Consider the following 16,717-nt stretch of genomic DNA (forward strand, 5'->3'; position numbering starts at 1 on the left):
TGGGAGAGAAAGCGGCTCAGGCCGCCCGGGCGCGGGCGAGCTCGAGGATCTGCAGCAGGCGTGACTCGTCGCGCTGGTCGATGCTCGCTTGTACCCGGCGCTCGCCCGCGGCGAGCTCGACGCGCACCGTACGGGACGGCCCGGTCGGTTCGGCCGGCAGCACCGGACGGGAGAGTGCGGACGTCACCGGGGGCACCAGACCACCTGTGGCAAACCCCTGCACTCGCTCGGCAAGCGCCCGCGCCGGCAGCGACAGGTTGTTGATCGCCTCGAAAAAGCCGGCGCCGAAGCGGCTGACTGCGTTCTTGTTCACCACGTACTCGCCGGGCGTGAGCATCGCAGGCACCGTGTCCGACTTGGCCATCCCGCCAGCCCGGAAGAAGTGGCCCTGGTGGCCCTCCATGTAGTCGATCAGCTCCCGCTCCATGTCCTTGCCCATGAGGAGCGGCTGCGCCATGGCTTGACGCCAGGTCTGTTTGATCTGATCGAGCTGCTGACGCTCGTTGCCGGTGAGGGTCTTGCGGTGCAGCAAGGTGGCAAGGACCTGCCGATCCTTGTGCGCCTGCTTGCCGTGGATGTCCATGGTCTTCCAGCGCATGTCCAGGCTCACGGCCGCGCCGTACTTCCACTGCAGCCAGGCGGAATACTCGTCCAGGCCACGCAGCCCGAGCTCGATCATCTTCTGCGCTTCGACTGCGTCTCGATTGCGTTTGACGCCGCCGTCCTCTCCGCCGCCACCGATCCGCGCCAGGACGTCCTTCCCACCCGCACTGGAGATGACTGCGCCACCGCTGGCGAACTTGGCGATGCCAGAGGCGAGTTTGGAGAGCGTGCCGCCGCCGTACTTGCGCACGGCCGCCTTGCGCAGCACGAAGGCACCCGCCTCCAGGGTGCGCGGCACGGTGTCGTGGTGACCGGAGCCAGGGACTGAGCCGCCCGCCATGCGCGGGAACGCCGACGCGACCGGGCCGCCGGTGGCAAACTGGCGCACCCCCTGCCCTACCAGGCCGCCCGTGGCATTCGCCTCCACCTTGCGCAAGGTGATTGTGTGGGTGCTGGCGGTGGTCAGGCCGTTCAAACTCTGGATCTCGCTGCGCACGGAAGCGACGTTGCTGCCCGCAACGTGCTGCGACTCGGTGCGCACGCGGTCCAGCGCCCGGATCTGGCCTTCGACGTTGGTGATCGCCGCCTGCGCCTTCTCGGTGGACACCTTCAGTTCTATCTGCGAGGTCTCCACAGCATAGGCTTTCAGCTTGTCCAGCGCCGCCTTTGCCTTGGAGACGTCGGCGTCGACCGGCAGGTTTTTACCTTCTTTCAGGAGCTGCTCGTACTGCTGCAAGTCCTTGCGCGCCTGTTCGAGGTCGGCCTTGATCACCAGCAGCCGTTCCTTGTCGGCGAGCGCTTTGTCGAGGTCTGCGATCGCTTGCTGAAAGCGCGTGGTATCGGCATCCAGCGTGAGCTTCAGGCCGTCTTTGAGCTTGGCCGTGATCTGGTCGATCTGGGTTTCGGTCTGCGCCAGGGTCTGCTTGATCTGATCGCGGGCTGCGACGGCGGATTGGGCGGCCTTCTGGTGCGCCGCGCCTTGGGCGTCGAGCGTCTTGTTGAGGATCTCCTGTGATTCGCGGATGCGCTGGATGGCTTGGTTGACCCCGTCCTTGCCCTGGGCAACCTGCGCATCGGCGTCTCGGGTCTTCTGGGCCAGCTCGGCGCGCAGCTGGTCGGCTTGGCGCATCAGGGTCTCGGCCTGTCCATATTCCTGCCTGCGATAGGCCTCGCGCGCCTGCGCCTCCAACTGCGCCGCCTGAGAGGCACCCTGCTCGGAGGCCTTGCGGGCCTCTTCGGCGCGCTTTGCCTCGCTGGTCTGGCTGTTGGCCACCTGCGCGGCCAAATCCATCGCCTTTTGCGCCAGCTGCCGAGCCTGTTCGAATTCGCCATGGGCCAGCGCCGTGCGCGCCTTCTCCTGGTACTCGGTGATCTGACGCTTGCGATCTTCTGTCGCCTCATGCTCCGAGAGGCCCGCGCGGCGGATCTCGCGGATACGCTCCTCGGTCGAGAGCGAGAGCTGGCGCTTTTCCTCCTCGATGCGCTTGACCTCCGACAGGTGCCGGTTGGCCTCGGCGTTCAGTGCATCGATGTGCTGACGGTATTCGCCCAGGGCCTGGGTGAGCGTCTGGCGCTTGGTGGCGAGAATTTCATTCTCGACCCGCAGGACGCCGGCGCGGCGCTCGTCCTCGGTCGTGCCCTGGCGCCGTGCGGCCTCGACTCTGGCTTTCGACTCATCGTCGACCAGCTTGAGTGTCTCGGTGGTCGCCTGCCGGCGCAGGGTGGTCTGCTGCGTCAGAGCATCAGCCAGCAACTGGGTCGCTTTCGCGATCAGCGCCGCCTCCGACTGCTTGGAGAGGTCGAGCGCGGTCTGCTCCTGTTGGTACCGGGCCTTCACGGCCTCGATCTGCCGCTGCAGGCTGGCTTCCGCGATCGCGGTGAGACCCTTGTAGGCCTCGGCCATCTTCCCGGCGGCCTCGGCGACGATCTGGTTGGCTTTGCCGACCGCCTGTTCCACCTCCCCCAGCCGTGATTTCAGCTTCTCCAGGGCGGCGTGCACGGCTTCGATGCCGCGGCCGACCGCTTCCTGCGTGCCCTGGCGCACCGCCTCCAGGCGCCGGGCGATCTCTTCGGCCGTGGACGCCGCTGTGTTCATTGCGCCCTGGGCGGCACCAGCGCCCCGATTGGCCTGTGCATACATCTGCGCAAAGATCTGGTTCATCTCCGCCAGCCGCGTCTGATGCCGCTGGGTGGCTTGGGCGATCGTGTCAGACGTGAAGACGGCGGCAAAGACCTCCCAGCGGTAGCGAAGCTGCTCCACCGCCTTGACCAGCACCTCCACCATGAAGATGCCGGCCTTGCGCACGATCTCGAACTTCTGGGTCAGCCATGTTCCGATCTCCCAGCCGACGAGGAAGGCGCCCAGCACGGCAAAGGCGGTCTTCAGTACGCCGAGGCTGGCCGCGGCCGCCGAGACGGAGAGATTGGCCCTCGCCCAGGCCGCGGCAGTGGCGTTGGCGGCCGTCACGGCCGCTGCGCCAGCGGTCTGCCATGCGGTGACGAGCGCCGGGATCAGGCGGTAGATCAGCACCGCGAGTCCGATTTCGGCGATGCGCTTGAGCCATTGCATCACCGTCTCCAAGTTCTGCGCGAGCCAGGTGAGGGCTTGCGAGAGCTTCTGGGTGATGCCGGTCGACTCGTCCAAGCGGCTCACCCACCGGCCGAAGGCGTTGCGCAGGCGCTCGAAGGCCTGGTTCACGGTCTGCGGCAGCTGAGCGTATTCGGTGGCGAGCTTGTCCTTCTGCGACATCAGCGCGTTTACCACCACGTCGGCGGTGATGCGCCCCTCCTCCGCCAGCTTGCGCAGCCGGCCAATCGGCACGTTCAGGCCGTCGGCGAGCGCCCGAGCCAGCCGCGGGCTGTTCTCGACGACCGAGTTGAATTCCTCGCCGCGCAGCACGCCTGAGGCCAGTGCCTGGCCGAACTGCAGCAGTGCAGACTGCGCTTCGGTGGCCGAAGCACCGGACAGGCGCAGCGCCTGCGAAATGCTCTCGGTGATGGACAAGGCATCCTGCTGCTCGCCGCCCAACATGCGCACTGCCTGCTGCAGCTTGCCGTATAGAGTGGCCGTCTCCTGGATTGGCACGCCGATGCGCTGGGCGATGTCGAACAGTTCCTTCTGCGCCGTCGTGTATTCCTGCTGACCGGCCGTGGCCAGCTTCAGGCGCGCGGACATCATGTTCCAGGCGTCGGCGACCTGAACGATCTCCTGCAGCTTGCCGGTCGCCCAGCTGATCGAGAGGAATGCCAGCAGCTGGGTCTTGGCGGTGGCGACCTGATCGCCGAAGGCGGAGATGCCGGCCTTGACTTCTGCCAACCCCGCAGCGGCCTTGGCGCCAGCGGTCTTGGCGCTGCTGGAGAGCTCGCCCAGACTGCGCTCGGCCGACGTGATGGCCCGCTTGAGCCCCTCATCGGCGCCTTCGAGGGCCACCAGTACGCTGATTCGGTTTGTTGCCATCGGTCAAACGTCCAAAATGTAGTTCTATGGCTGAACAGAAATCGATCGAACTCGCGGAGATCGGCAAGGTGATCAATCAGGCCCGCGAACTGGCGATGCGCTACCGGGACCTGACCGGCCGGCCGCTCGGCATCACCGGTGAAGTTGCCGAGTACGAGGCCGCGCGCCTGCTCGGGCTTCAGTTGGCTACGGTGCGCCAGGCCGGCTACGACGCCATTCGGACGACGAGCAGCGGGACGCACCGCCTTCAGGTCAAGGGTCGATGCGTCCTCACCAAGAACCCCGGCCAACGCATCGGCAGCATCGACCTGGACAAGGAGGGGGATGCCGTTTTGCTCGTCTTGCTGGACGAAAACCTACAGCCCACCGCGGTGTACGAGGCGGCCCGCGCTGCGGTGGAGAACGCCTGCGCGCGCCGGGATCCAAAGCTCGCAACGAGCGCGGCGCGCTGAGCGTCAGCAAGTTCAAGTCGATCGGATCGAGGGTCTGGCCCGTCAGCGCCTGATGTCACGCTAGCCGTCGCAGCCCGCTCTCAATTTGTGCGGCCAGACGCGGCACTCGGCCTGCGACCAAGCGTCGGACGTCCAGCCTCCGTTTCATTACCACCCGCGGCACCAGCACCGCGATCGGCACGTCGGCGCCACGCTTGATGCGTTTGACGCCTTCGGCCTTGCGGTAGCGCCTCTTGAATCCAGCCAGTGGCCGCTCGTGCTCCTGGATGTTCTCGGCCATCAGCACGATATTCCCCTTGGCGTTCTTCACAAAGTAGGCATTGCCACCGCGCATCAGCTCGGCAACCTGCGCCTTGAAGCGCTTGCGGCCGACCCGCCCATGCAGCGGGATCAGCATCCGTCCGCCGATTTGGCCACCGGTTTCGTGCACGCCAGACCACGGGATGCGCGATCCCACATAGAGCGCGGGCAGCCGCTTCGTGTCTTTGGCGAGCACCTTGGCGGTGAAGCCTTTCAGGAAGGACTTCTTGGCGACTGCCATCTTGCCCGCCACGTGCTCACGAACCTCCTGCTTGATGTCCGTGGCCTCAGTCGCGATCGCGCGCGCCACGGCCTTGCGGACCTGCTCGCGGAACTCACCGCCCCAGCGGCGCAAATGCGCCTGCGCCGCGACGCTGTCGATGCGGATGGAGATCTTCATCGTGATTGGGCGCGGTCGGCGAGCCGATCGAGCGCCTGGTCCAGGTTGCGGGCCTCGCCGCGGGTGCCGATCGCAAGCAAGGACAGCAGACGCGCGTCGCGCGCAGCGTCAGAACGCTCGCAGGCCGCCAGGAAGCCGCGGAACTGCCCAAGCGTGTAGCCGAGCACGTCGGGCAGGCGGTGACCGTGGTCGATCAGGCGTTGGACGGCGTCAAACCAGAGGCCGCCCCTGGTGTCGGCGCGAGCTGCTTGGCCTGCGCGAACAGGCCGTCCAGCTTCGGGAACACCGTCCGGGTAAAAAAATCCGCATTCACCTCGATCACCTTGGCCGCCAGCAGGATGGCCTCGTCGGCGGCAAGTTCGTCGACCCAGGCGCGCGGCTTGCCCACCGCGATCCCGACCGCGGTCAACAAATCCTCGCCGTGGTCGCCGAAGAGCAGCAGCCAGTCGATTTCTCCGCGCCTCAGGTGCGCCATCGCCGGCGAGAGGGCGCGCAAGAAGGCGGGCATCTGGCCCACCTTCAGGGGTTTGATGGACAAGGCTTCGCCGCTGATCGTCAATTCGACGCCTTGGGGGACGAGGGTTTCCAGATCACTCATGCCTCACCCCGCCTCACAGCTGGACGATGCGGCCGAACTGGCCCAGCACCGCGTCGAAGGGTTTGCTGGAATCGGCCAGCAGCGATCCTTCCATCTCGAACTTGTTGTATTCGTCGGAGATGAAGGAGATTTCCTTGAGCGGATCGAAGGCCACCCGGTACAGCTCCACCAGCACCTTGGCGTTGCCCTGCGCGGTGTTCAGGCCTTCCAGGCGCAGGTAGCGCTCCGGCAGCGGCTGCGTGAAGATGCCGATCTCCGTTGCGGCGCCGTAGCCGTAGCTCGCCTTGAAGGGCAGCACGTAGGGCACCGCGGGCGAGCCGCCGTCGTTCAGGCGCAGGAACTGCACCGCGCCAAAATCCAGGTCCGCGGTGTAGTCGACGCCCGCCACCAGGGTGGCAGGGGTGGCGCTGCTGTCCTTGACCACCAGGCTCGAGACCTTGGGATGGGCGAAGAAGTAGCGGTCGCCGACCACGGGCGTGGCGCCGCCAGTCGGCTCGTCGGTCACGGTGCCGGGAACGGCGGTGACGTGGTTGCCGTACAGGGCGAGCGCGAGGTTCTCCTTGGTGAACTCCTCCAGCGTGAGGTTCACGGTAGCGGACTTCTGCTTGACCATCCGGTGATCCAGCGTGCGCTGGCCAGTCTGGCTCTCATAGTGCTCCAGCACGTCGGTCTTCAGGGCGAGCTTGAGCTCGGCGACGTTGCCGGGCGAGCGCACCTCGATCGGCGCTCCGGCGGAGTCGCGTTTGCCGAGAAAGACTCGGCCCTGGAAACTGGCATAGGTGCTCATGGGTTGGGTTCCTTACTTTGGGCGGATTGGGCAGCGCGAAGCGGCTGGCTCTCTGTTCTGGCGGCTGGCAGCGCACGGGCGCTGCCGATGGACAGCAGCCATCGGGCAAGGTCACCATCGACTTCGATGCGCTCGCCAGGCTGGTGCTTGCGGCCCGCATGCGTGTGCGGCCCGGTGAGCAGAAGTTGCGTTTTCATGTCACCCTGGTGAGATCGGTGGCGAGCGTGCGGTACGTGATGCAGTAGCGCGCCGGAATCGCCGCTGCGACCGCGTCGGCGTCCTCCACGTCCCACTCGCATTCGACTTCCTTGATCCCGAGCGCGAGGCCACCGAGGTTCACGTCGGCCATGAGCGTCGCATGTGCCGACGTCAGCAGCTGGTCGGCTTCGGTTTCTGGTGCCGCGGGAGCGACCGCGCGCGCCAGGGCGGTGATGCGCAGCGTCAGCTCGCGCGTGACCCGCCCGTTGGCGCGCTCGGTGATGGCTTCCAACTCCGGGAACACCACCAGCGCCGGGCACTGCTCGCGGCTGATCGCCACCGTCGGCGAGCGGTGCAGCGTGGCGCCCAGGCTCGCAGCACTCGGGCGCAGCGCCGCCACCACCGCCAGCAGGATCTGCTCGCGGATCGAGTTGCGAGCCATGGCTTACAGCCGGGTGAGCTTGGCGCGCATTTCCGAGCCGTCGCCAATGGCCCGGACCTCCCGCACCTGGAAGGTCATCCCGCCGATCTCCACGTTCTCGCGTACCGACAGTGCCGTGAAGGCGGTGTCCGGGTAGGACATCACGTAGTCTGTGCTGGTGGTCAGGCCATCGAAAACGGTGCCGTCAGGCGCGTCGAAGCCCACCAAATGGGTCTGCGCCGGCGCGCCGGTCGACGGTCGCCAGGTGCACTGCTTCAGAAAGCCCGCATTGGCTGCAGCTTCGTACAGTTGGTCCAGCAAGCCCATGCCTTAACTCACGGTCAGCTTGACCAGGACACCCGGGCGATGGCACATCGGCAGCGGATTGCTCTGGGTATGCAGATCCGTTCCGCGCTCGAATTTGCGTGGCGCCTGCTTCGCATAGAGCGGCTGGCCGAGCGTATTGACGGTCTCATTGAAATCTGCCGGCGCGAAATAGCTGGCGAAGGTGTCAATGGTTCCCAGCGGGAAGGCATGGGCCTCACCCGGCGCGATGAAGCGCTGCACGTCGCCATTCAGATTGGTAGCTTGGCCGCGGTACTCCTCGAACACGATGCCGCCGAAGGCAAAGCCGGTGCGCACGTCGTCGCGAAGCATGGCGCCCTGCGCATAGTTCTCGTAGGCCTTTTCGACCTTCGGGTGCCCGACGAGCTTGGCGAAAAAGTCGGGCGAGCACAGGCACCGCACGCCCGTCATGAACTCGCCGCGCAGGTTTTCTTCGATATGGGCCGTCACCTCGGTGCACTTGTTGCGCACGTTCGTGCTCTCGGTATTCAGCTGGAAGTTCACCACCCCCGGCGTGATGTTGAAGACCGAGTACAGGTTGTGCAGCACCGATCCATCAGCATCCAGAATCACGCCCTTCAAGGCGCCCATGCGCAGGTGCTCCAGCGTGATCGAGTGCTTGTTGCGCATCGACTCCAGGTGCATGGCCATCACGCTGGCAATGCTTTCCATTTCGCTTTCCGAGCCGAAGGACCGCACGCCCTGCACCTCCTCGGGCAAAACAACGTCTTCCAGCGGCACATGAGGAACCACGAACGAGTGCAGCTTGCGCTTGTCTCGGGCGTTGACCGTGGAGGGACTTCCCACGGGGAGGGTGGGCAGCAAGTTCAGAGTGCCGTTGCGCTCCTCGATCACCACCGAGCGAGTTCGCACCGGGCGGGCTGGAAACAGGTTCAAGGCCTCGAGTCGCCCATACCGGTTGGGCAGCAGATTGATGGCCGCCGTGAGGGAGGCCATCCCGAAGGCGGCATTGTCGAATGGGTTGTTAAACGGCATGGGGATATCTCCTCGGGTGATCGCTGGGTCAGGCGCCGACGCGCACCAGGATGCCCAATGACTTGAGCTGCGCGATGGCTGATAGCCGCTCGGCCTGCGCGATGCCAGCGGGCCAGCTCAGAGCGTGGTCGGCGACGATCGCGTGGCGCGCGATCATCAGACCGTCGCTGCGGTCGGCCAGAGAGGCGTCGGCCGGCTGCATCAGCACGCCGACCGCGTATTGGCTGCCGTCGGTGGCGGACGGGTCGATCTGCTTGATCTTGCCGGTGGCGGTGACCATGCCGAGCACGGCGCCCAATGGCAGCGTCTGGCCGCCAGCGATGGTCGCCTGGTCGCGCGAATACAGGTTGGGCGCCTCGTACTTGAGGAGGTCGCCCAGGTTCAGGGCTTCGTTGATGACGGGCATGACAGACTCCGCTTAGGTGTTGGAGGCGCCCAGGCGGCTCTTCACGGCCTGGATCAGGGGGTTATTGGGGGAGGCAGGGTTGGCCGCGGCCAGAGCAGACTTGGCCGGCGCGTTCGGATCGATGCGGCTCACGATTTCCGGCGAGCTGTCGGCTTGGGCCGCGAGCAAGTGACTGCGCACTTTCGCCGGCGGCACCTTGGCTTCCAGGAAGCCTGTGACCAGATCGGAGCGGCCAGCGAGTGCACAGGTCTGGGCGATTTCGACAGCATCCGCGACGCTGAAGGTTTCTGCCGAAGCGATGGTGGGTGCGCTGGCAGTGGCCGGCGGCGGTTGGATCTGACCGGCGGCTGCGTCCGCAACAAGCGGCGCCGGCGCGCCGGCCTCGGCGTGAGCATTCATGGGATGGTCCTTCTGGAGCTTGAGTGAAGTGCCCGAGCCACTGGCAAGCAGGATCGGGCGCGAGGAAATGGATGCGTGCAGCTGCGCCAGCGCGTCATCAAAGCTGCCCACGGCGTCGGCCAGACCCGCGGACACAGCGTCCTGGGCGAAGTAGAGGCCGGCCTGGGTCGCGACCACAGCATCGGCGCGCAGGCGGCGGTGCTTGGCCACGGTCTCAACGAAGAGGCCATAGACCCGGTCCACCTCGGCCTGCAAGAAGGCCTGGGCTTCCCCCGTGATCGGCTGGTGCGGGTTCAGGTCGTTCTTGCGATCGCCGGCAAAGACGGCCGTGTAGCGGACCCCGTCCTGCGCATCCTTCGACGACTGGTCGACGTGCATCGCGATCACGCCGATGGAGCCGACGCCGCCGGTGCGCGAGACGAACATGCGCGAGGCGCCGGACGCCAGCGCGTAGGCCGCCGAGAACGCCATGTCGTTGGCCACGGCCCAGACCGGCTTCTGGCCAGCGGCGGATCGGATGCGATCGGCCAGATCGAACACGCCGCCCGACTCGCCGCCCGGGCTGTCGATGTCCAGCAGGATCGCGGAAGCATTGGGGTTGGCCAGCGCCGCGTCAAGCTGGCTCGCGATCGCGGCATAGCTGGCCAGCCCCGATTCGGCTTCCAGGCCGACGGTCCGGCGCACCAGCGTCCCGTGGATCGGGATGACAGCGATCTTGTCGTTGGCACTCGCGGTGCTGGCGGAAGGCCGCTGCGGTGGCGCGAAAGCGCTAGGCGCCGCCAAATCTGTGACGCCCACCCGCGGCCCCAGCACGGACAGAATGACATCGAGTTTCGGGCGATGAATCAGAAGCGGCGCACCAAACAGGCGCGCCGCTACGTGCGGCAACAGGGTCATGGTCTCTTTCAGGCGGCCGAATCGAGCTCGCCGGGATTTGCAGTTGGTTCGGAGCTGTCGCCGGATCTGGAGGTGCGCCGCGGATCGGAGTCAAAAATCAGGCCCAACGCATCGGCGCGGGCGTTGTCAGCGGCGATCTCGCGGTCCACGTCCTCGGCGTCGTAGCCGTTAGCGGAAATCGCTTCCGAGCGGCTCATCACGCCGGCACGGATCGCCGTTAGCATGGCTTTGAACTCCTTTTGAGGGTCGACCCACTGCCACCCCTGGGGTATCCACTTCACCTGGAGGTATTGCCGGCGGCGCGCGGCACTGCCACGCGAAAACCCGGGCGCCTCGATCGCGCCGGCCAGCACCGCCTGCTTCATCCAGGCTGCCCACACCGGCCGGCACAGCTGATGGACCAGTACCGAGTGCTGGATCACTTCACAGCGCCGCCGGAACTCCAAGAGGCCGGCGCGGATCGACGAGTAGTTCACGCCCGTCAGATCGCCCGTGAGTTGCTCGTAGGTGATGCCCAGCGCTGCGGCTACGGCACGGAACTGCGTGCGCAGGAATTCGGCGTAGGAGCCGCCCACGTCGGCCGGGTCGGAGAACTTGATGTCCTCGCCGGGTTCCAGGATCTGCATGGTCCCGGGCTCCAGCCCCGCCAGCGCTGCGCCGCTGGCGTCGGCCACGCCCTCGCCCATCAGGTTGTCCTCCGGGTTCTGGCGGGTGACGAAGCCGGCAAACATCGCGGCGGTCTTCTTGCGCACAAGTTCGGCGTCGTCGTATTGGTCCAGCTCGTTGAGCTTGACCAGTGCACGGGACAGCCAGGGCTCGCCGCGGATCTGCCCCGGGCGCAGGACCCGGTAGAGGTGAATGACCTCCCGGGCGTCGACCCGCACCGTCTCCAAACCACCCTGGCCGGACATCGGCGCCAAGCGACCATCGTCGGGATGCGAACGGTACAGGTGGTAGGCGACGCGCCGGCCGAGTGCATCGAATTCGATGCCCGAGCGCACCACGGTGCCGGACTCCAGGTCGGTGTTCAGGTACATCGGCAGGTGCTCGGGCTCCAGCACCTGCAACTGCAATGGGACCACCAGGCCATCTTCCGGGCGGCGCGGCCGCAACCGGATCAGGCACTCACCGCCCTCGAGCATCGCCCGGCAGGCGAGTGCCTGCAGGCCATAGAAGTCGGTCTGACCAGCTGCATCGGCTTCTTCCGTCCAGTCGCGCCACAGCGCCTGGACCTCAGTCTTGAAGCGCTCGTCGCTGGACAGGCTTTGCGGTTTGATGCCGGTGCCCACCGCGTTGGCGACGAAGGCTTCGATGCCGGCCTGGGCCCACGCGTTGCGTCGCACCAGGTCCCGGCTTTTGCTGCGCAGCTCCGTATTGGTCGCCAGCAGCGCGGCCACTGCGCCGGGATTGTCGGGCGTCCATGCGAGCGAGCGGCGACCGCGGCCAGCCGCCTCATGGACCGGAGGCTGCCCGAACAGGCTGCGCAGTTTGGAGGTCCAGGACATCAGAACCCCTTTGAGGTCGTCAGCCGGATCTGGCGCTTCGGCATCGCCCCCGTCTGGCGGGCGAGTTCGGCTTCCACGGTGCGGATGGCAGACTGCAGCTCGTCGACGGAGCGGTACTCCACGGTCTTGTCGCCAAAGCTCACGCGCCGCTCTCCAGTGGCCAGCGCGCGCTTGAGCGCATCGAGCTGCGCGGTGGTGTAAGGCATTTCTTGTCCTGTTCTTTCATCGGGTAAGCCAGCGGCTCTTGATCACGCGCCGTCCGGATGTGCGGGCCCCAGAAGCAGCAAGGCCACCGGAGTCGGTGGCCTTGTGGGGGTCGCCAGCCTGAATCGGTGGCGGGGTCTGTGGCTGTCGATCGATGCCGAGTTGTCGTTCCAGCTCGCGCCAGTGGCGCTCCTCAAAGCGATCCAGGCCGGCGGCCGAAGCGGCGGCGCGGGCGTAGACGTAGCAGTCCAGCGCCTCATTGCGCTCGCGCATCTTTTGCCACTCGCGGATGGCAAAGCCGTTGCGGTCACGGCGGGTGATCAGCTGCTCGGCGCACAGCTGCTGGATGTACTCCGCATCGATCCTGGGCAGGTGAACGAACCCGGCCGGATACGTGGTCGTGACGCCGTCCTCGGCGACGTCGGCTGCCTTGCGCAGGTTGTTGTAGAACTCCAGCTTGGCGATGCCGACTGCGACCGAGAACACTTTGATGCCCCGGCGCAGCTTCTTGCCGCCTTGCGTGACATCCACGGCAGTGGGAGTGCCGATCAGGGCCGCGCCACGCGCTGCACCCTTGATCGGCATCACACGCGAATCGCGGCAGGCACGCACGAAGCTGTAAGCCTCCTGGGTGGCGAAGCCAGTGTCCAGGGCGAAACGGGCCAGTGGCAGCGCCGCTCCGGACTCGTGGGTCCAGGTCTCGGCGAGCATCTCGGCCAGCCGCTTCCAGACTGCGTCGCGCGCCGTGTCGCCCATCAGCACACGGTGTTCCACCAGCCAAGATTCCTTGCCGCGACCAAAAGCCCAGATCGAGGCTTCGAGGCGATCCTTCTGCACGTCGGCGCCGCCCACCAGGAGCAGGCCGCCGCTGGGAACGGAGCCGATCCGGTAGTCCTCGCGACGCTCGACCAGCCGCTGCCAATCCGGCGCTTCGCCCTCCTCGACCCAGGTTTCACCCAATTCGGTGTTCTTGAAGGTCTTGATCGCAGCCGCGGATCCGGACTCCTTGTTCACTGCGCTTTCCCAGGCCGCGGCCGTGTCACGCCAGCTGCGCCAGCCAACCGGGCTGTACAGGGACGATAGGTGAAAACCCGCCGTCCTCGTCGTGCCTTTTCCGGCTGAATCTGGCGCCATGGCCCGCCACTCGCCCTGCTCCAACATCCGGGTCTTGTGGTGCTCGGCAATCGGCACCTCGCAGGATTCACAGACGTAGGCCGCGGTATCGGGCGCCCCCTTGTCCCAGCGCAGCTGCTCAAAGCGCAGCCACTGCCGGTGGTCGCAGTGCGGACAGGGTACGAAGTAGCGTCGCTGGTCCGAGGCCTCGTACTCTCGCTCAATGGCGCTCGCCCCCGAGATCGTTGGCGTCGAGACAATGAAAATCTTTCGGCGCGCAAAGGTGCGCGTGCGCGCCTCGGCCAGCGAGATCGCATCGCCTTCGCCTTCCACGTCCAGCGGGTAACCGTCGACCTCGTCCAGGAACAGGTAACGCACCGGCATCGAGCGCAGACCGACCGCGCTGTTGGCGCCGGTCATGACCAGCACCCCGCCGCGGAACTCCTTGGCCAGGATGGTGTTGCCCGAGTCACGCGAGCGCGCCGGGGCGATCAGCTCGGTCAAGGCCGCGGACTCCTCGATCAGCGGGTCAATCCGCTGCTTGGAGTTGCGCTTGGCCATGTCGACCGTGGGCCAGACAGCCATCATCGGGCCGGGTGCGTGGTGGATCACATACCCGATCCAGTTCGATCCCATTTCAGTGTTGTGGGTCGGGATCCATCCCTTGCCACACAGAAACAAATGCTTGGGCGAATCCACCGCGATGCAGCGCACCGGCACCGATTCGACCGGACGAATCGCGACGATGGCGCGTCTGCGGCTTTTCCACGGCCGCCCGTGGGCGACCGAGGTCATGCGATCGACCTTGCGCTCGAGCCGGAACATGGGCTCTTCTCGGTACGCAGTCCAGGAAACCCGCCACGCCTCACCGCTGGTTGAGTTCCTGCCATTGATGCGCGTGCGCTTGGGCGGGCTCTGGTACACCACCGGCTTGTAGCCGAGGCCGCGCAGCAACTCGACCATCGCATCCACCAGCCGTTTGTCGCTGTTTCCAAATTCGCAGCGCGACCCGTTCGGGGTGACGCTGCCGTCACTGTCCATCAACCCGCGCACCAGGTCCAGACGCTGTGCGCGCCCCGCCCGCATGTATGCCGCCGGAACGTGCTTATTGCAAAGCAGGTCCAGCTTCCGGAGCATGGTGGTGAACCACGACGAGCCGCAACCCGCCGCTGCGACGCCACCGTCGTCCATCACCCGGAACGTCGGATCGATGACGACGTTGGCACACCGGCCCTTGCGCCACGTGGGAAGGCGAAACAGCGCATGCACCCCGCAGTCGGCCAGATGCTGCACGATATCAGCGTCATCTTCATGAACGCTCAGATGGTTCATCCACGCTGACCCATCTCCCAGCCACAGCCCCAGCAGATAGGGATGGATCGGCAAGTCCCGATCCGGCAGTTCGACGGGCGCCGTGACATCGATCGAGTAGCGCCAGCGCTTGCCGTTGTCAAAGCGCTCCCGGCCCAGCATTTCAGCCGTCGTGACCACACGCTCCTTCAGGCCGGCATGACTGAACTCACGAACCGGCCAGCGGTGCTGCGCATCCGCCACCACGCGTTCGCCATCTTCGAACTCAAGCTCGTAGCAGGCGCGGTCGTACAGGACCTCCGACGCGCCGAGCACCTGAACCGGCCAACCATCTGGGTCGAAGACGTAGTCGCCCGTCGCAACCTCGCCCATGGTCGTCCAGCCCTGAGGCGTCGGTATCGGCGTCGACAGCGCCAGCGGCGCGCCGAGCTGCGCCGCTTTCATGAACACCACCCGCTCGACCGGTGAGGTCGGCGACAGGCAGTCCATGATCGCCTTCAGGTAGGGCGTCCTACTGGTGCGCCAGCGGCCCGGCTCCGCGGACGCCTTGCTGGAAAGCATGCGATGCCGGTCCGACCACTCGGAGACTGTGAGCAGCGGGTCCGGCGTCAGCCCTTCGCGCCAAGCGCGCTCGATCTCGGCGGCGCCTTCGTAGTTTTCGATGGTGTTCGCCTGCGACATCAATCCACTCGCGGGCGCAGTTCGCCCAATTCCTGCAGGTGCTCCCGCACGGCGGTCTCCAAGGCCACATGCATGGCGTGCGCGTCGCAGCCGAGCGTGGCGGCCAGCTGCGCAGAGATCCGCGCTGGCCAGTTCAACCAGGCATCGCGCTCGGTGCGCGCCAGCTTGAAAACATGGGCGATCGCCTGCGGCCGGTCGACCAGCTCCCCCTTCAGGCGCGCCAGCCGCACCTTGTTGGTTTGGGCCTTGACGACTTCGTTGACCGTGCGGGCCTGCAGCAGCGAAGTGCCGCCACTGGGCGGCGCCGGCGCGTCTGCGCCAGCCTCAAGCACCGCGACCTTGACCGCCTGCTTACGGGTGCCCGCCCGCGGTGTGTCGGTGTTACGTGCCCATTCGAGGTCGGCCCGGTCCGGGTCGATGGAGCCGTCCGCCTCGGGCGTGATCCGACCCGCGCGAATCGCCTTGTGCACGGCGGTGTCGGTGACCCCGCGGTGACGTGCGTAGGCGCGGATCGAGATTCCCATCGGTCTTTTCAATCATTTGTTCGGTACCCGGGAGGGTTTGGTGCGACATCTGGCGCCGGATGCAGGAATCAAGCAGAAAGCGCTTGGCTTCCTTCGGGAACAGAGCGTTCATCACGTCACGCAATCACCGACAAGGACCAACGATGAACGCCACATGCCCCGACACCCTCGCCAACAAGCTCGCTGAGGCCGCGCTCACGGTGCTGGTGCGCAGCTGCCGCCAGGAAGTCGCCGCCGCCAACCGCTACGAGCTCGAAGCAGCCTGCGCCGCGATGCGCGCCAAAAGCCGCGCTGTGATGGGGCAATTGCTGGACGACGCGCGCGCCGCGCCCTGGCTGGCTGAAGCCGCCTTCCACGCCGCCGCCCTGGATCTCGCGCAGGCCGGCATCGCCAGTCTGCGCAAGCGCTGAATCGCCGCGCGAAGCCAAGCAGAAAGCGCTTGGCTTCATCGCCGAGCAGCGCCTTCATCACATCACCCGATCAACCACCCCGAAAGGACAGCAGATGACCACCACGCAACTGACTCCGGTACAGCACGCGATCCTGGCCTACGCCCTCGAACACACCGAGGGCAAAATCGATTGGTTTCCCGCCAACATAAAAGGTGGTGCCCGCAAGAAGGTCCTCGAAGGCCTGGTCAACCGCGCCCTGATCACCCCGTCCGGCGCGGACTGGCTGGTCTCCGCCCAGGGCTACGACGTCATGGGGCGCTCGCGACCCGCGCCTGCGCCTCTGCCGGCAGACCCCAAGTTGGAAGCCGCTGTCGCCCAAGCCGAAGCCGAGTGGGCGAAAGACAAAGCGTCCGATCCTGCGCTCACCAAGCCACGCACCCGCGCGAACAGCAAGCAGGCCAGCATCATCGAAATGCTCAAAAGGCCCGAGGGCGCAACGATTGCCCAAATCGTCCAACTTACCGGATGGCAAGCGCACACGGTGCGCGGCACCTTTGCCGGTGCCTTCAAGAAGAAGCTGGGCCTCACCATTCTGTCGGACAAGGCCAAAGGCGAAGAGCGGGTCTACCGGATCGCCTGAGCCAAGAATGATCGAGAAAGAAGCCAATACCCGCTTGGCTTCTCCATCGAACAGCGTGTTACTACGGGTGTCGCAACGATCAACCCCC

Annotated in this window: 18 protein-coding genes; 3 read left to right on the top strand and 15 right to left on the bottom strand. The window is 66.2% G+C overall.

Annotation, left to right across the window (positions count from 1 at the left end; all coding sequences use genetic code 11):
- Positions 1-16 precede the first annotated feature (16 nt).
- Positions 17-4,060, bottom strand: a complete 4,044-nt coding sequence (locus JI739_RS19075; RefSeq protein ID WP_201685537.1) for a tape measure protein — start codon at positions 4,058-4,060, stop codon at positions 17-19.
- A gap of 26 nt (positions 4,061-4,086) precedes the next feature.
- On the opposite strand from JI739_RS19075, the gene JI739_RS19080 reads away from it, so the two are divergent.
- Complete coding sequence (locus tag JI739_RS19080) at positions 4,087-4,512, top strand: hypothetical protein (RefSeq protein ID WP_201685538.1); 426 nt, start codon at positions 4,087-4,089, stop codon at positions 4,510-4,512.
- Between the two features lie 55 nt (positions 4,513-4,567).
- On the opposite strand, the gene JI739_RS19085 is transcribed toward JI739_RS19080, so the two are convergent.
- The 14 genes from JI739_RS19085 to JI739_RS19150 are packed head-to-tail and all read right to left on the bottom strand — an operon-like array spanning position 4,568 to position 15,597.
- Positions 4,568-5,212: a DUF6441 family protein gene (locus JI739_RS19085; protein WP_201685539.1), complete on the bottom strand. Its 645-nt coding sequence runs from the start codon at positions 5,210-5,212 to the stop codon at positions 4,568-4,570.
- Entirely contained in the window at positions 5,209-5,379 is a 171-nt protein-coding gene (locus tag JI739_RS19090; protein ID WP_354003760.1) for a hypothetical protein, read from the bottom strand. Before JI739_RS19090 ends, JI739_RS19085 begins: the two co-directional genes overlap by 4 nt.
- 26 nt (positions 5,380-5,405) lie before the next feature.
- Entirely contained in the window at positions 5,406-5,810 is a 405-nt protein-coding gene (locus tag JI739_RS19095; RefSeq protein WP_201685540.1) for a DUF6631 family protein, read from the bottom strand.
- A gap of 13 nt (positions 5,811-5,823) precedes the next feature.
- The gene (locus tag JI739_RS19100) at positions 5,824-6,597 is read right to left on the bottom strand and encodes a phage tail tube protein (RefSeq protein WP_201685541.1); all 774 of its coding nucleotides are present in this window, start codon (positions 6,595-6,597) and stop codon (positions 5,824-5,826) included.
- Positions 6,594-6,794 carry a DUF7210 family protein gene (locus JI739_RS19105; protein WP_201685542.1) on the bottom strand — a complete coding sequence of 67 codons (201 nt, stop codon included), beginning with the start codon at positions 6,792-6,794 and terminating at the stop codon, positions 6,594-6,596. The genes JI739_RS19100 and JI739_RS19105 overlap by 4 nt, the downstream gene beginning before the upstream one ends.
- A complete protein-coding gene (locus JI739_RS19110; RefSeq protein WP_201685543.1) occupies positions 6,791-7,237 on the bottom strand; it encodes a hypothetical protein in 447 nt (148 codons plus the stop codon). Before JI739_RS19110 ends, JI739_RS19105 begins: the two co-directional genes overlap by 4 nt.
- A 3-nt stretch (positions 7,238-7,240) precedes the next feature.
- The gene (locus tag JI739_RS19115) at positions 7,241-7,543 is read right to left on the bottom strand and encodes a head-tail joining protein (protein WP_201685544.1); all 303 of its coding nucleotides are present in this window, start codon (positions 7,541-7,543) and stop codon (positions 7,241-7,243) included.
- Between the two features lie 3 nt (positions 7,544-7,546).
- Positions 7,547-8,557 carry a major capsid protein gene (locus tag JI739_RS19120; protein WP_201685545.1) on the bottom strand — a complete coding sequence of 337 codons (1,011 nt, stop codon included), beginning with the start codon at positions 8,555-8,557 and terminating at the stop codon, positions 7,547-7,549.
- 28 nt (positions 8,558-8,585) lie between these two features.
- Positions 8,586-8,963: a head decoration protein gene (locus tag JI739_RS19125; RefSeq protein ID WP_201685546.1), complete on the bottom strand. Its 378-nt coding sequence runs from the start codon at positions 8,961-8,963 to the stop codon at positions 8,586-8,588.
- Positions 8,964-8,975: 12 nt separating this feature from the next.
- Complete coding sequence (locus JI739_RS19130; RefSeq protein ID WP_201685547.1) at positions 8,976-10,259, bottom strand: S49 family peptidase; 1,284 nt, start codon at positions 10,257-10,259, stop codon at positions 8,976-8,978.
- Between the two features lie 8 nt (positions 10,260-10,267).
- Positions 10,268-11,764, bottom strand: a complete 1,497-nt coding sequence (locus JI739_RS19135) for a phage portal protein (protein WP_201685548.1) — start codon at positions 11,762-11,764, stop codon at positions 10,268-10,270.
- Entirely contained in the window at positions 11,764-11,970 is a 207-nt protein-coding gene (locus JI739_RS19140) for a phage head-tail joining protein (protein ID WP_201685549.1), read from the bottom strand. Before JI739_RS19140 ends, JI739_RS19135 begins: the two co-directional genes overlap by 1 nt.
- Before the next feature lie 16 nt (positions 11,971-11,986).
- Positions 11,987-15,073, bottom strand: a complete 3,087-nt coding sequence (locus tag JI739_RS19145) for a terminase gpA endonuclease subunit (protein ID WP_201685550.1) — start codon at positions 15,071-15,073, stop codon at positions 11,987-11,989.
- Complete coding sequence (locus JI739_RS19150; RefSeq protein WP_201685551.1) at positions 15,073-15,597, bottom strand: elements of external origin; 525 nt, start codon at positions 15,595-15,597, stop codon at positions 15,073-15,075. Before JI739_RS19150 ends, JI739_RS19145 begins: the two co-directional genes overlap by 1 nt.
- Before the next feature lie 143 nt (positions 15,598-15,740).
- Between JI739_RS19150 and JI739_RS19155 the strand changes: the two genes are divergently transcribed.
- On the top strand, positions 15,741-16,007 hold the full coding sequence (locus JI739_RS19155; RefSeq protein WP_201685552.1) for a hypothetical protein: 267 nt from the start codon (positions 15,741-15,743) through the stop codon (positions 16,005-16,007).
- 94 nt (positions 16,008-16,101) lie between these two features.
- Positions 16,102-16,629: a DUF3489 domain-containing protein gene (locus JI739_RS19160; RefSeq protein WP_201685553.1), complete on the top strand. Its 528-nt coding sequence runs from the start codon at positions 16,102-16,104 to the stop codon at positions 16,627-16,629.
- Positions 16,630-16,717 lie beyond the last annotated feature (88 nt).

Origin of the sequence: Ramlibacter aurantiacus, assembly GCF_016722895.1 — a bacterium.
In the GTDB taxonomy this organism is placed as follows: Bacteria; Pseudomonadota; Gammaproteobacteria; order Burkholderiales; family Burkholderiaceae_C; genus Ramlibacter; species Ramlibacter aurantiacus.

Coding starts and splice junctions, on each gene's coding strand:
- JI739_RS19075 (WP_201685537.1), bottom strand. CDS start 4,060: ATGGCAACAAACCGAATCAGCGTACTGGTGGCCCTCGAAGGCGCCGAT.
- JI739_RS19080 (WP_201685538.1), top strand. CDS start 4,087: ATGGCTGAACAGAAATCGATCGAACTCGCGGAGATCGGCAAGGTGATC.
- JI739_RS19085 (WP_201685539.1), bottom strand. CDS start 5,212: ATGAAGATCTCCATCCGCATCGACAGCGTCGCGGCGCAGGCGCATTTG.
- JI739_RS19095 (WP_201685540.1), bottom strand. CDS start 5,810: ATGAGTGATCTGGAAACCCTCGTCCCCCAAGGCGTCGAATTGACGATC.
- JI739_RS19100 (WP_201685541.1), bottom strand. CDS start 6,597: ATGAGCACCTATGCCAGTTTCCAGGGCCGAGTCTTTCTCGGCAAACGC.
- JI739_RS19105 (WP_201685542.1), bottom strand. CDS start 6,794: ATGAAAACGCAACTTCTGCTCACCGGGCCGCACACGCATGCGGGCCGC.
- JI739_RS19110 (WP_201685543.1), bottom strand. CDS start 7,237: ATGGCTCGCAACTCGATCCGCGAGCAGATCCTGCTGGCGGTGGTGGCG.
- JI739_RS19115 (WP_201685544.1), bottom strand. CDS start 7,543: ATGGGCTTGCTGGACCAACTGTACGAAGCTGCAGCCAATGCGGGCTTT.
- JI739_RS19120 (WP_201685545.1), bottom strand. CDS start 8,557: ATGCCGTTTAACAACCCATTCGACAATGCCGCCTTCGGGATGGCCTCC.
- JI739_RS19125 (WP_201685546.1), bottom strand. CDS start 8,963: ATGCCCGTCATCAACGAAGCCCTGAACCTGGGCGACCTCCTCAAGTAC.
- JI739_RS19130 (WP_201685547.1), bottom strand. CDS start 10,259: ATGACCCTGTTGCCGCACGTAGCGGCGCGCCTGTTTGGTGCGCCGCTT.
- JI739_RS19135 (WP_201685548.1), bottom strand. CDS start 11,764: ATGTCCTGGACCTCCAAACTGCGCAGCCTGTTCGGGCAGCCTCCGGTC.
- JI739_RS19140 (WP_201685549.1), bottom strand. CDS start 11,970: ATGCCTTACACCACCGCGCAGCTCGATGCGCTCAAGCGCGCGCTGGCC.
- JI739_RS19145 (WP_201685550.1), bottom strand. CDS start 15,073: ATGTCGCAGGCGAACACCATCGAAAACTACGAAGGCGCCGCCGAGATC.
- JI739_RS19150 (WP_201685551.1), bottom strand. CDS start 15,597: ATGGGAATCTCGATCCGCGCCTACGCACGTCACCGCGGGGTCACCGAC.
- JI739_RS19155 (WP_201685552.1), top strand. CDS start 15,741: ATGAACGCCACATGCCCCGACACCCTCGCCAACAAGCTCGCTGAGGCC.
- JI739_RS19160 (WP_201685553.1), top strand. CDS start 16,102: ATGACCACCACGCAACTGACTCCGGTACAGCACGCGATCCTGGCCTAC.